This window comes from Pseudomonas sp. BMW13 (genome assembly GCF_013357275.1).
GTDB lineage: Bacteria > Pseudomonadota > Gammaproteobacteria > Pseudomonadales > Pseudomonadaceae > Aquipseudomonas > Aquipseudomonas khazarica.
The window spans coordinates 1-13,276 of the sequence record NZ_SUKD01000012.1 but is presented as its reverse complement, the minus strand read 5'-3'; the positions used below and the strand labels follow the sequence as shown (position 1 = coordinate 13,276).

Genomic DNA, 13,276 nt, shown 5'->3' with positions numbered 1-13,276 from the left:
CAAGAATCGATGGGGTTGGGTATGCGCATAGGCGCGCTGGTTACCGCTGTGGGTGTTTTGTTGGCGGCTCTGGCTGCCGAGGCCCTGGCTGCCTCGGATGTGCGCGGCGTGCGCCTCTGGCGTGCTCCCGACAACACGCGCCTGGTCTTCGACCTGTCCGGGCCGGTGCAGCACAGCGTCTTCACCCTCGCGGCGCCTGATCGCATCGTCATCGACGTCAGTGGCGCCAAGCTGGCCACCAACCTCGACCAGCTGTCGCTGGCCAATACCCCGATCACCGGAGTACGCTCCGCCCAGCGCGGCGCGGACGATCTGCGGGTGGTCATCGACCTGTCCGCGCCGGTCACGCCGAAGAGCTTTTCCCTGGCGCCGAACCAGCAATACGGGCATCGCCTGGTGGTCGACCTGTTCGATCAGGGCAGTGCGCCACCGAGCTCCCAGACGCCGAGCGTCGCCAACACCTCGCCGCCGGTGCCCGTCACGCCGACCCAGCCACCGCCCAAGCTGACACCCGTGCCGGGTGGCAAGCGCGATATCGTCATCGCCATCGATGCCGGTCATGGCGGTGAAGACCCTGGCGCCCTGTCGCCGGTCAAGGGCCAGTACGAAAAGCACGTGACCCTGGCCATCGCCAAGGAGCTGCAGCGCCAGGTCAACGCCGAGAAGGGCTTCCGCGCCGAGCTGGTGCGCACCGGCGATTACTTCATTCCGCTGCGCAAGCGCACCGAGATCGCGCGCAAGAAAGGCGCCGATCTGTTCGTCTCGATTCATGCCGACGCCGCGCCACGCTCGTCGGCATTCGGCGCCTCCGTCTATGCCTTGTCCGAGCGCGGCGCCACGTCCGAGACGGCGCGCTGGCTGGCCGATGCGGAGAACCAGTCCGACCTGATCGGTGGCGCCGGCAACGTCAGCCTGGACGACAAGGACAAGATGCTCGCCGGCGTGCTGCTGGACCTGTCGATGACGGCCTCGCTGTCGTCCAGCCTCAACGTGGGGCAGAAGGTGCTGTCGAACATGGGCAGCATCACGCCGCTGCACAAGCGCCGCGTGGAACAGGCCGGGTTCATGGTGCTGAAGTCGCCGGACATCCCGTCGATCCTGGTGGAAACCGGTTTCATCTCCAACCCCAACGAAGCGAAGAAGCTGCACAGCGCCAGTCACCAGCAGGCACTGGCGCGCTCGATCACCTCCGGGGTCAAGCAGTTCTTCCATGAGAACCCGCCGCCCGGCACCTATGTCGCCTGGCTGCGCGACGCAGGCAAGATCGCCAGCGGGCCGCGTGAGCACGTGGTGTCCCGTGGCGAGAGCCTGGCGCTGATCGCACAGCGTTACCAGATCAGCCTGGCGACGCTGCGCAGTACCAACAAACTCAAGGGCGACGTGATCAAGGTCGGTCAGAAACTGCAGATACCCGCCACGTCCCTGGCAGCCCAGTAATGAGTGTCATGTCCCGTATTCATTTGCTCAGCCCGCGCCTGGCCAACCAGATCGCTGCGGGCGAGGTCGTCGAGCGCCCCGCCTCGGTGGCCAAGGAACTGCTGGAAAACAGCCTGGACTCCGGTGCGCGGCGCATCGATGTGGAAGTCGAGCAGGGCGGCGTCAAGCTGCTCAAGGTGCGCGACGACGGCGGCGGTATCGCTCCTGACGATCTGCCACTGGCCCTGGCGCGCCACGCCACCAGCAAGATTCGCGAACTGGAAGACCTCGAGGCGGTGCTCAGCATGGGCTTTCGTGGCGAGGCACTGGCGTCGATCAGCTCGGTGTCGCGCCTGACCCTGACATCGCGTACCGCCGACGCCGACCAGGCCTGGCAGGTGGAGACCGAGGGCCGCGACATGGAGCCGCGGGTGCAGCCTGCCGCGCACCCGGTCGGCACCTCGGTGGAAGTCCGTGACCTGTTCTTCAACACGCCGGCGCGGCGCAAGTTCCTGCGGGCGGAGAAAACCGAGTTCGACCACCTGCAGGAAGTGATCAAGCGCCTGGCGCTGGCCCGTTTCGACGTGGCATTCCATCTGCGCCACAACGGCAAGACCGTGCTCAGCCTGCATGAAGCCGGGGACGACATCAGCCGCGCGCGCCGCGTGGCCTCGGTCTGTGGCCCGGCCTTCCTCGAGCAGGCGCTGCCCATCGAGATCGAACGTGGCGGCCTGCGCCTGTGGGGCTGGGTCGGCCTGCCGACCTTCTCGCGCAGTCAGGCGGACCTGCAGTATTTCTACGTCAACGGGCGCATGGTGCGCGACAAGCTGGTCGCTCACGCGGTGCGCCAGGCCTACCGCGACGTGCTGTTCAACGGTCGGCATCCGACCTTCGTGCTGTTCCTGGAAATCGACCCGGCGACGGTGGACGTCAACGTCCATCCGACCAAGCACGAGGTGCGCTTTCGCGACAGCCGCATGGTGCATGACTTCCTCTACGGCACCCTGCACCGTGCGCTGGCCGATGTGCGCCCGGAGGATCAGGTCGCTGCGCCGGCCACTGTCTCGCCGATGATGCGCCCGACCGGGCAGGCCGCGGGTGAGTTCGGCCCGCAGGGCGAGATGGGCCTGGCGGCCAGCGTTCTCGAAGCGCCAGCGCCCAGTGCCCAGCCGGCCTGGCGCGGCAGTGGTGCCGGTTACCAGCAGCCTGCCGGCAATCCTGGCGTTTCGGCGGGTGAGGCCCAGGCGACGTATCGCGAGTATTTCTCGCCGCTGCCGACGGCGCCGGCGCAGCCCCTGCCGCAGGAACAGGGCGACATTCCACCGCTCGGCTACGCCGTGGCGCAGCTCAAGGGGGTCTACATCCTCGCCGAGAACGCCCAGGGCATGGTGGTGGTGGACATGCATGCGGCGCACGAGCGCATCACCTATGAGCGGCTCAAGCACGCCATGGCCAGCGAAGGCTTGCGTGGCCAGCCGCTGCTGGTGCCGGAGTCGCTCGCCGTCAGCCAGCGCGAGGCGGATTGCGCCGAGGAGCACGGCGAATGGTTCCAGCGTCTGGGCTTCGAGCTGCAGCGTCTGGGTGAGGAAAGCCTGGCGATTCGCCAGATTCCGGCTCTGCTCAAGCAGGCCGAAGCGACGCAGCTGGTGCGTGACGTGCTGGCCGACCTGCTCGAATACGGCACCAGTGACCGTATCCAGGCGCACCTCAACGAGCTGCTGGCGACCATGGCCTGTCACGGTTCCGTGCGTGCCAACCGGCGCCTGACCATTCCCGAGATGAACGCCCTGCTGCGTGACATGGAGCAGACCGAGCGCAGCGGCCAGTGCAACCATGGCCGGCCGACCTGGACGCAGCTGAGCATGGATCAGCTCGACAAGTTGTTCATGCGCGGCCAGTAATTGAGCCAGTGAGGCCCTGTCGTCAGGGCCTCTCCCGTCTTCGTGTTTCGAGTCATGCCGATGTCTTCGCTTCCCCCCGCAATCTTTCTGATGGGCCCGACCGCCGCCGGCAAGACCGACCTGGCCCTGGAACTGGCGCGCCTGCTGCCGTGCGACCTGATCAGCGTCGACTCCGCGCTGATCTACCGGGGCATGGACATCGGCACCGCCAAGCCGGAGCGCGCCATTCTCGACGCCTTTCCGCATGCCCTGATCGATATTCGCGATCCCGCCGAGAGCTATTCCGCTGCGGAATTTCGCGCCGATGCGCTGGCCGCCATGGCCGCCAGCGCGGCACGCGGACGCATCCCGCTGCTGGTGGGCGGCACCATGCTTTATTACAAGGCATTGCTGGAGGGACTGGCCGACATGCCCAGTGCCGACCCGGCCGTGCGCGCCGAACTGGAGGCACGGGCCGCGGCCGAGGGCTGGGAGGCCCTGCACCGCGAGCTGGCTGCGGTCGATCCGGAGTCGGCGGCGCGCATTCACCCCAATGACCCTCAACGTCTGACCCGGGCCCTGGAGGTCTATCGCGTGAGCGGCCTGAGCATGAGCGAGCACCGCCGTCGTCAGGCCGCCGGAAACTCCGATACGGGCACATCGGCCGGCGGGCAATTGCCCTATACTGTTGCGCAGCTTGCTATCGCTCCGGCGCAGCGCCAGGTTCTGCATGAGCGCATCGCACAACGATTTCAAGCGATGTTGGAACAGGGTTTCGTGGACGAGGTCGAAGCCCTGCGCAGACGAAGTGACTTGCACGCAGGGCTGCCGTCTATACGGGCGGTAGGTTATCGCCAGGTATGGGAATACCTCGACGGTGGGTTGTCCCGTGAACAAATGGTCGAGCGCGGCATCATCGCCACTCGGCAACTGGCCAAGCGTCAGTTCACCTGGCTGCGAGGCTGGGACGGGCTGCACTGGCTGGACAGCCTGGCCTGCGACAATCTGTCTCGCGCCTTGAAATACCTGGAAAGCGTCTCCATATTGAACTGAGACCTTGCCGCTGGCCGTCTATCCTTGGGGGTGTGACGGTCCGAAGCTATTGTTTACCTACTAAAATTATTGAAATTGATCCTCGAAAGGAGTGCGGCACATGTCAAAAGGGCATTCGCTACAAGACCCTTACCTGAATACCCTGCGTAAGGAACGCGTCCCTGTTTCCATCTATCTGGTCAACGGCATCAAGCTGCAGGGCCAGATCGAGTCCTTCGACCAGTTCGTCATCCTGCTGAAGAACACTGTCAGCCAGATGGTCTACAAACATGCCATTTCCACCGTCGTGCCCAGCCGTCCGGTACGCCTGCCGAGCGCTGGCGACTCCGAACAGGGTGATGCCGAGCCGGGTAACGCCTGATAGGGGGCTGCATTGTTCTTCGAGCGTCATGAGGGCGGTGAGCGGGCCATCCTGGTTCATCTGGAAGGCCAAGACTCCGAGGCGAGCGAAGATCCCCAGGAGTTCCAGGAGTTGGCCATGTCGGCAGGCGCCGACATGGTCGCTTTTCTCAGCGTGCCCAGCAGTCGCCTGACCGCCAAGTACCTCATCGGGGGTGGCAAGGTCGAGGAGCTGCGCGACCAGGTCAGGGCCAGCGAGGCCGAACTGGTCATCTTCAATCACACCCTGACACCGAGCCAGGAGCGCAACCTCGAGCGTGCGTTCGAATGTCGCGTGCTCGATCGTACCGGGTTGATCCTCGATATCTTCGCCCAGCGCGCCCGTACCCACGAAGGCAAGCTGCAGGTCGAGCTGGCGCAGCTCGATCACATGAGCACGCGCCTGGTGCGTGGCTGGACCCACCTGGAGCGGCAGAAGGGCGGGATCGGTCTGCGCGGTCCGGGTGAAACCCAGCTGGAGACCGACCGTCGTCTGCTGCGTGTACGCATCCGCCAGATCAAGCAGAAGCTGGAGAAGGTGCGCAGTCAGCGTGAGCAGGCGCGCCGCGGGCGCAAGCGCGCGGACATCCCTTCGGTTTCCCTGGTGGGTTACACCAACGCCGGCAAGTCCACGCTGTTCAATGCGCTGACCACCTCCGAGGTGTACGCCGCGGACCAGCTGTTCGCCACGCTCGATCCGACCCTGCGCCGGCTCGAACTCGACGACCTCGGGCCGATCGTCCTGGCCGATACCGTGGGCTTCATCCGCCACCTGCCGCACAAGCTGGTCGAGGCCTTTCGCGCTACGCTTGAAGAGTCGAGCAACTCCGACCTGCTGCTGCACGTGATCGATGCCCATGAGCCCGAGCGCATGGCGCAGATCGAGCAGGTGCAGGCGGTGCTCAAGGAGATCGGTGCGAACGAATTGCCGATGCTCGAGGTGTACAACAAGCTGGATTTGTTGGAAGGTGTCGAGCCACAGATTCAGCGCGATGCCGATGGCAAGCCTCTGCGCGTCTGGTTGTCGGCGCGCGAGGGGCGCGGTCTGGAGCTGTTGCGGCAGGCGGTGGCTGAGTTGCTGGCGGACGACCTGTTCGTCGGTACGCTGCAGTTGCCGCAACGTCTGGGGCGCCTGCGCGCGCAGTTCTTCGAACTGGGGGCGGTGCAGGACGAAGGGCATGACGAGCAGGGGCGTAGTCTGCTGTCGGTGCGTTTGCCGAGGGTCGAGCTCAATCGCCTGGTGAGTCGCGAAGGCATGGAGCCTCAGCTGTTCATTGAGCAACATACTTTGCAATAAAGCCTGTGGCGGCGGCTTTGCTGTCGGCCGGGGGCTTTGGGTAGCATTGGCCGGCGCGCCGTGGGCGCGCCTTCGCTTTATCAGTACGGAGAACGCTATGGCTTGGAATGAGCCGGGTGGCAACTCGAACAATCAAGACCCTTGGGGCGGCCGCAAAGGCGGTGGCCGGCAGGGCCCGCCGGATCTCGACGAAGCGTTCCGCAAGTTGCAAGAAAGCCTGAACGGGCTTTTTGGTGGCGGCAAGAAGCGCGGTGACGACGACTCTGGCCGCAGTGGCGGCGGTGGCGGTTTCGGCCTGCTGTTCGTGGGCCTCGGCCTGCTGGCGGTGATCTGGCTGTACAGTGCGATCTACGTGGTGGACGAGCAGGAGCAGGCCGTGGTGCTGCGCTTTGGCAAGTACCATGAAACCGTTGGTCCCGGCCTGAACATCTACTTCCCGCCGATCGATCGCAAGTTCCAGGAAAACGTCACTCGTGAGCGTGCCTACAGCAAGCAGGGCGCGATGCTGACCGAGGACGAGAACATCATCGAAGTGCCGCTGACCGTGCAGTACCGCATCAGCAACCTGCAGGACTTCGTGCTCAACGTGGATCAGCCGGAAGTCAGCCTGCAGCATGCGACCGACAGTGCCGTGCGCCACGTGGTGGGTTCCACCGAGATGGATCAGGTATTGACCGAAGGTCGTGAACTGATGGCCAGTGAGGTGCACGAGCGCCTGCAGCGTTTCCTCGACAACTACCGCACCGGTATCACCATCACCCAGGTGAACATCCAGAGCGCCGCGGCACCGCGTGAAGTCCAGGAAGCCTTCGACGACGTGATTCGTGCCCGCGAGGACGAACAACGCGAGAAGAACCAGGCCGAGTCCTATGCCAATGGCGTGATTCCCGAGGCGCGCGGCCAGGCCCAGCGTCTGCTGGAGGAAGCCAACGGTTATCGTGATGAAGTCATCGCACGTGCCGAGGGTGAGGCTGATCGCTTCACCAAGTTGGTCACCGAGTATCGCAAGGCGCCCGAGGTCACGCGTGAGCGTCTGTACCTGGACACCATGCAGGAGATGATGAGCAACACCAGCAAGGTTCTGGTCACTGGCGACAAGGGGCAGAACAACCTGCTGTACCTGCCGCTGGACAAGATGATTGACGGTCGCGGTGGCGTTTCGTCCTCGTCCGCTTCTGCCAACAGCAGTACTGCGACAACGCGTGATCCGGCCGTGCCGCTGAGCAGCGATCTGTCGCAGCGCAACCTGCGTTCCCGGGAGGGCCGTTGATGAGCAACAAGTCCCTGATCGGCCTGATCGTGGCCGTGGTTCTGGCGCTGGTGGCGTGGAACAGCTTCTACATCGTGGCGCAGACCGAACGTGCGGTATTGCTGCAGTTCGGCCGTGTGGTCAACCCGGACGTCAAGCCGGGCCTGCACGTGAAGATTCCGTACGTGAACCAGGTGCGCATCTTCGACGCTCGCCTGCTGACCCTGGATTCGACGTCGTCGCGCTTCCTCACCCTGGAGAAGAAGGCGCTGATGGTCGACGCCTACGCCAAGTGGCGGGTGAAGGATGCCGAGCGCTTCTATCAGTCCACCTCGGGCCTGAAGCAGGTCGCCGACGAGCGCCTGGCGCGTCGTCTGGAGGCCTCGCTGCGTGACCAGTTCGGCAAGCGCACCCTGCACGAGTCGGTGTCCGGCGAGCGTGATGCGCTGATGGCCGATGTGACCTCGACGCTCAACCGCGCCGCCGAGCGCGAGCTGGGTATCGAAGTGGTCGATGTGCGGGTCAAGGCCATCGATCTGCCGCGTGAGGTCAACCGCAGCGTCTTCGAGCGGATGAGCACCGAGCGTGAGCGTGAGGCGCGCGAGCATCGCGCCAAGGGTCGCGAACTGGCTGAGGGCATTCGTGCCGACGCCGATCGTCAGCGCCGTGTACTGCTGGCCGAGGCCTATCGCCAGGCCGAAGAGCTGCGCGGTGACGGTGATGCCCAGGCGGCCGCCATCTACGCCCGTGCCTACGGTCAGGACCAGGAGTTCTACGCCTTCTACCGTAGCCTCAAGGCCTATCGCGAAAGCTTCGCTGACAAGCGCGATGTACTGGTGCTGGACCCGAGTAGCGATTTCTTCCGCTACCTGGAAAAAGCCAAACCTTGAGCCGCAACAAGCCGCAAGCAGGCGCTGGTCGTCTACTTGCGGCTTGAAGCTTGTGGCTCGAGGCTTTTAGCGTGGTATGATGCGGCAGCCGGGAAAATCCCGGCTTTTTTGCGTCTGTGGGAATCATGTGGCAGGAACTCGGCATCGCTCTGTGTCTGGTACTGGTGCTGGAAGGCATCCTGCCCTTCCTCTATCCGCGCCACTGGCGCGGGGCGGTAATGCAGGCAGCCCGGCTGCCCGACCGCCGACTGCGTCTTATGGGGCTGGCCAGCATGCTGCTGGGTACGGCTCTTCTCTATCTGCTTCACTGAAGGCTTGTGCCGCCCGGATCGAGAGGGGAATGGCGAAATGGCAACGGTAGACCGCTGGCTGCTGCCAGATGGCATCGAAGAAGTACTGCCGCCGGAAGCGGCGCGCATCGAGGCGGCACGCCGTCAGGTGCTGGACCTGTTCCAGCGTTGGGGTTACGAGTTCGTCGTCACCCCGCATATCGAGTACCTGGAATCCCTGCTGACTGGCGCTGGCCAGGATCTTGACCTGCGTACGTTCAAGGTCACCGATCCGCTGTCCGGCCGGCAGATGGGCTTTCGTGCCGACATCACGCCGCAGGTGGCGCGCATCGACGCGCACACGCTGCGTCGCGAGGGGCCGAGCCGCCTGTGCTACGCGGGCAGTGTGCTGCACGCCAAGCCGCGTGCCCTGACCACGTCGCGCAGCCCCATTCAGCTGGGTGCCGAACTCTATGGCGACGCCAGCCCGGCCAGCGACATCGAGGTGATCAGCCTGCTGGTCGAGACCCTGGAGCTGGCCGCCGTGCCGGACGTGCACATGGACCTCGGTCATGTCGGCATCTACCGTGGCCTGGCGCGTGCCGCCGGTCTCTCCGGCGAGGCCGAGCAACAGCTGTTCGATGCCTTGCAGCGCAAGGCCATGGACGAGATCGAAGCGCTGACCGCCGCCTTGCCGGCCGGTCTGGGCAGCATGCTGCGTTCCCTGGCCGAGCTGTGCGGTGGCCGCGAGGTGCTGGACCTGGCCCAGGCCGCGCTGGTCGAGGCGCCCGATGCCGTGCATGCCGCGCTCGATGAGCTGGTCGCCATCGCCGATGCGCTGGAACTGCGCTACCCCGAGTTGCCGCTGTATTTCGACCTGGGTGAGCTGCGTGGCTACAACTATCACACCGGTGTGGTGTTCGCGGCGTTCGTGCCGGGCGAAGGCGGAGCCATCGCTCAGGGCGGGCGTTACGACGACACGGGAGCCGTATTCGGCCGGGCACGCCCGGCGACGGGCTTCTCCACCGATCTGAAAACCCTGGTGACCCTGGGGGACATGCGCCTGGATGAGACTGTCAAAGGCATCTGGGCGCCGGACAATCATGACCTCTATCTGTGGCAGGCCGTTCGTCGTCTGCGTGGTGAGGGCGAGCGCGTGGTTCAGGCGCTGCCCGGGCAGAGCGAGGCGGATGCGCACGAGGCAGGCTGTGATCGGCTGCTGGCGCTGCGCGATGGACGTTGGCAGGTGACGCCCCTGGCGTCCTGAATTCATTTTCGCCGGCCAGCTGCCGGCATCGAAGCTTGCGCGAAGAGGACAAGTTTATGGGTAAGAATGTCGTCGTCCTGGGCACCCAGTGGGGTGATGAGGGCAAGGGCAAGATCGTCGACCTGCTCACCGAGCAGGCCGCTGCAGTCGTGCGTTACCAGGGTGGCCACAATGCCGGCCACACTCTGGTGATCGATGGTGAGAAGACCGTCCTGCACCTGATTCCGTCCGGCATCCTGCGTGAGGGTGTCGAGTGCCTGATCGGCAACGGCGTGGTCGTCGCGCCTGACGCCCTGCTGCGCGAAATCAACAAGCTGGAAGAGAAGGGCGTGCCCGTGCGCGAGCGCCTGCGCATCAGCCCGGCTTGCCCGCTGATCCTGTCCTATCACGTCGCCCTGGATCAGGCGCGCGAGAAGGCCCGTGGCGATGCCAAGATCGGTACCACCGGTCGTGGCATCGGCCCGGCGTACGAGGACAAGGTAGCGCGTCGTGGCCTGCGGGTCGGTGACCTGTTCCATCGCGAGCGTTTCGCCGCCAAGCTCGGCGAGCTGCTGGACTACCACAACTTCCAGCTGGTCAACTTCTACAAGGAGCCGGCCATCGACTTCCAGAAGACTCTGGACGAGTGCATGGAATACGCCGAGCTGCTCAAGCCGATGATGGCCGACGTCACCGCAGTGCTGCATGACCTGCGCAAGGGCGGCAAGGACATCATGTTCGAGGGGGCCCAGGGCTCGCTGCTGGACATCGACCACGGCACCTACCCCTACGTCACCAGCTCCAACACCACCGCCGGCGGTATCGCCACCGGTTCCGGTTTCGGTCCGCTGTACCTCGACTACATCCTCGGTATCACCAAGGCCTACACCACCCGCGTGGGTTCCGGCCCGTTCCCGACCGAGCTGTTCGACGACATCGGTGCCTTCCTGGCCAAGCGTGGTCACGAGTTCGGTGCGACCACCGGTCGTGCTCGTCGCTGCGGCTGGTTCGATGCGGTGATCCTGCGTCGCGCCATCGAGATCAACAGCATCTCCGGCCTGTGCCTGACCAAGCTGGACGTGCTCGACGGCCTGGAAACCATCCGCATCTGCACCGGCTACAAGGATGCCAACGGCCAGGTGCTGAGCGATGCGCCGACCGATGCCGACAGCTACATCGGCCTGCAGCCGGTGTACGAGGAAATGCCGGGCTGGAGCGAGTCGACCCTGGGCGCCAAGAGCCTGGACGACCTGCCGGCCGCTGCTCGTGCCTATATCAAGCGCGTCGAGGAGCTGGTCGGTGCGCCGATCGACATCATCTCCACCGGCCCGGACCGCAACGAGACCATCGTCCTGCGTCACCCGTTCGCCTGATCGCCCGTTCGATCACTGAAAAGACCGCCTCCGGGCGGTCTTTTCGTATCCGGGTGCCGGGTATGAAGCTTGCTTGAGCTAAATTTATCCCGGAAGTCGCCGTTAACACGATTACGGTCGTTGAGGAGTGTTGCCCGTGTTCGCCATCGTTTCGATGTTGCGCAGTCGTCTGCTGCGCCCGGTGTACGTTGCCCTGGGTCTGGCCATGTTGGTGCAGGTCGGGCTTGCGGTGTGGCTGATGGGGGCGTCGGTCAATGGCATGGTCGAGGATCTCGCCCAGCGTCTGGGCGGCGAAAGCAGGCGCCTGGGCGACGAGCTGAACCTGGCCGAGCAGGAAATGAGCCAGGGCCTGGCGGCGCTCTCGCAGAGCACCCGCGCGCGCCTTACCGAGGGCCTTTCCGGGCAGCTCAAGAGCGAGCAGGCGCAACTGCGCGAGGTGCTCGAGGGCAGTCTCAAGCAGTCGGGGCAATCGCTGGCGCGGCTGCTCGCCGGGGTGGCGCCCAAGGCCATATGGGATCTGGACGTCCCGGCGCTGACGGCCTTGACCCGTATCGCGCAGCAGGACCCGGCAGTGCTCTTCGCGGTGGTCTACGACGCCGAGGGCAAGCGCCTGACGCGTAATTTCAACCGCAGCAACTCGCGGGTGCGCGAGCTGGTCGCGGCGGGGCAGGGCAGTTCGCCGCTGGACAAGCTGGTCGACGCCGCCTCGCGTGATCCGCGGGTGTACATCGTCGAGGCGGAAATCAATCCGATGGGCGCGCAGATCGGCAAGATCCAGATGGGGCTCTCGCTGGAGGTGGTCGAGCGTGAGCTGGCGGCACTCGACGGGCGCTTCAACGGGCTGGTCAACGGTGCGGGCGAGCTGGTCGACAGTAGCCTGTCGGGGGCGTCGGAAGAGGCGGCGCGGGCCTTGCGCGAGCGGCTGAAGTCGGCCGAGCGCTACACCGACGAGATGGCGCGCAATGGCGGCGAATCGGTGCGTGCCGCAGCGGACACGCTGCGCTGGAACATCGCCCTGGGCTTGCTGGTGGTCGGTGCCGTGGCGCTGATGGCGGTGGCGCTGGTGCTGGGCTGGCGGGTGCTCAGCCGCCTGCGCCTGCTCAGCGATGCGCTCAACGATCTGGCGGCGGGTGAGGGCGACCTGACGCGCCGCGTGGATGTTCGCAGCCAGGATGAAGTGGGCGAGATGGCGGGGGCGGTCAATCGCTTCATCGCCAAGTTGCAACCCATCGTGCGCGAGTCCGGCGAGGTGGCGCTGCGCACCGGCGAGCAGATTCGCAGCCTGACCGAGCGCGGCGTGGCGGCGGAAGCGGCGGCCGGTCGCCAGCGTGACGAGGTGGCGGGCAGCCTGCAGGCGCTGGAGCAGATGGCGGATGAGGCGCAGTCCGAGAGCCAGGCGATGCAGGAGGCGCTGCAGCGCGTCGACACCATTCGCCAGGCGGCGCATGAGAATGCGGCGATCGCTCAGCGGCTATCCGCTCTGATCGAGGGGCTGGTCGCCCGTGTGGCGGACGGTTCGGCGGTGATCGAGCGCCTGGCCAAGCAGAGCGAGCAGATCGAGGTGGTGTTGACCGTGATTCAGTCCATCGCCGAGCAGACCAACCTGCTGGCGCTGAACGCGGCCATCGAGGCGGCACGGGCCGGGGAAAGCGGTCGCGGTTTCGCCGTGGTGGCGGACGAAGTGCGTGCCCTGGCCAGCAAGACCCAGCAATCCACCGGCGACATCCAGACGCACATCGCTGCCTTGCAGCGGGGTGCACAGGAAGCGGTGGCGGCCATCACCCAGGCGGGCACCCAGGGCAACGAAGGGCTCGAGGTGCTGCGCGACAGTGCGCGCCTGCAGCAATCGGTGCAGCAGTCGGTGGATGAGGTGCATGGCGCCATCAATGCCGCGACGCAGGCGGCGGCGCACCAGGCGCAGGGCGCCGGGGCGGTGCGTGAGCGGGTCGAGGTGATTCATGCCGAGGCGCGGCGTGCCGCAGAGGCGGTGACGGCCATCGCCGGCAATGCGCGGGCGCTGGACGAGCTGGCGGCGCAGCTCAAGGCCAGTCTGGGGCAGTTCAAGGTCTGAGTGCGGAGGCCGCCTGCTGGCGGCCTTTTTCTGCGGGCATAAAAAAACCGAGTCTTTCGACTCGGTTTTCTTGAATTTTGGTGCCCAGGAGAAGACTCGAACTTCCACGGTGTTGCCACCACTGATACCTGAAACCAGCGCGTCTACCAATTCC

11 protein-coding genes and 1 pseudogene are annotated in these 13,276 nt (G+C 65.4%); all 12 read left to right on the top strand.

The features are described from left to right. The first annotated feature begins 9 nt into the window (after nucleotides 1-9). The 12 genes and pseudogenes from E4487_RS09205 (at nucleotide 10) to E4487_RS24845 (ending at nucleotide 13,122) form a co-directional block, all read left to right on the top strand. Nucleotides 10-1,437 carry an N-acetylmuramoyl-L-alanine amidase gene (locus tag E4487_RS09205; protein WP_218952898.1) on the top strand — a complete coding sequence of 476 codons (1,428 nt, stop codon included), beginning with the start codon at nucleotides 10-12 and terminating at the stop codon, nucleotides 1,435-1,437. Continuing rightward, nucleotides 1,437-3,317 carry a DNA mismatch repair endonuclease MutL gene (gene mutL / locus E4487_RS09200; RefSeq protein ID WP_037054826.1) on the top strand — a complete coding sequence of 627 codons (1,881 nt, stop codon included), beginning with the start codon at nucleotides 1,437-1,439 and terminating at the stop codon, nucleotides 3,315-3,317. Before E4487_RS09205 ends, mutL begins: the two co-directional genes overlap by 1 nt. A 60-nt stretch (nucleotides 3,318-3,377) precedes the next feature. Then, nucleotides 3,378-4,349: a tRNA (adenosine(37)-N6)-dimethylallyltransferase MiaA gene (miaA, locus tag E4487_RS09195; protein WP_037054823.1), complete on the top strand. Its 972-nt coding sequence runs from the start codon at nucleotides 3,378-3,380 to the stop codon at nucleotides 4,347-4,349. Between the two features lie 100 nt (nucleotides 4,350-4,449). After that, a complete protein-coding gene (hfq, locus tag E4487_RS09190; protein ID WP_037054821.1) occupies nucleotides 4,450-4,710 on the top strand; it encodes an RNA chaperone Hfq in 261 nt (86 codons plus the stop codon). A gap of 12 nt (nucleotides 4,711-4,722) precedes the next feature. Then, the gene (hflX, locus tag E4487_RS09185) at nucleotides 4,723-6,024 is read left to right on the top strand and encodes a ribosome rescue GTPase HflX (RefSeq protein WP_175253188.1); all 1,302 of its coding nucleotides are present in this window, start codon (nucleotides 4,723-4,725) and stop codon (nucleotides 6,022-6,024) included. A 97-nt stretch (nucleotides 6,025-6,121) separates the two neighbouring features. Then, a complete protein-coding gene (gene hflK / locus E4487_RS09180; RefSeq protein WP_037054818.1) occupies nucleotides 6,122-7,294 on the top strand; it encodes an FtsH protease activity modulator HflK in 1,173 nt (390 codons plus the stop codon). Beyond that, on the top strand, nucleotides 7,294-8,163 hold the full coding sequence (gene hflC / locus E4487_RS09175; protein WP_037054817.1) for a protease modulator HflC: 870 nt from the start codon (nucleotides 7,294-7,296) through the stop codon (nucleotides 8,161-8,163). Before hflK ends, hflC begins: the two co-directional genes overlap by 1 nt. Before the next feature lie 125 nt (nucleotides 8,164-8,288). Then, nucleotides 8,289-8,474 carry a DUF2065 family protein gene (locus tag E4487_RS09170; protein WP_003459207.1) on the top strand — a complete coding sequence of 62 codons (186 nt, stop codon included), beginning with the start codon at nucleotides 8,289-8,291 and terminating at the stop codon, nucleotides 8,472-8,474. A gap of 37 nt (nucleotides 8,475-8,511) precedes the next feature. Then, nucleotides 8,512-9,699: an ATP phosphoribosyltransferase regulatory subunit gene (locus E4487_RS09165; RefSeq protein WP_037054815.1), complete on the top strand. Its 1,188-nt coding sequence runs from the start codon at nucleotides 8,512-8,514 to the stop codon at nucleotides 9,697-9,699. Between the two features lie 56 nt (nucleotides 9,700-9,755). Continuing rightward, complete coding sequence (locus E4487_RS09160) at nucleotides 9,756-11,051, top strand: adenylosuccinate synthase (protein ID WP_037054814.1); 1,296 nt, start codon at nucleotides 9,756-9,758, stop codon at nucleotides 11,049-11,051. Nucleotides 11,052-11,205: 154 nt separating this feature from the next. Further along, nucleotides 11,206-12,264 (top strand): annotated as a pseudogene (locus E4487_RS24850) (HAMP domain-containing protein); the annotation flags it as partial. Beyond that, nucleotides 12,238-13,122: a methyl-accepting chemotaxis protein gene (locus E4487_RS24845; protein ID WP_373921515.1), complete on the top strand. Its 885-nt coding sequence runs from the start codon at nucleotides 12,238-12,240 to the stop codon at nucleotides 13,120-13,122. The pseudogene E4487_RS24850 and the gene E4487_RS24845, both read left to right, overlap by 27 nt. Nucleotides 13,123-13,276 lie beyond the last annotated feature (154 nt).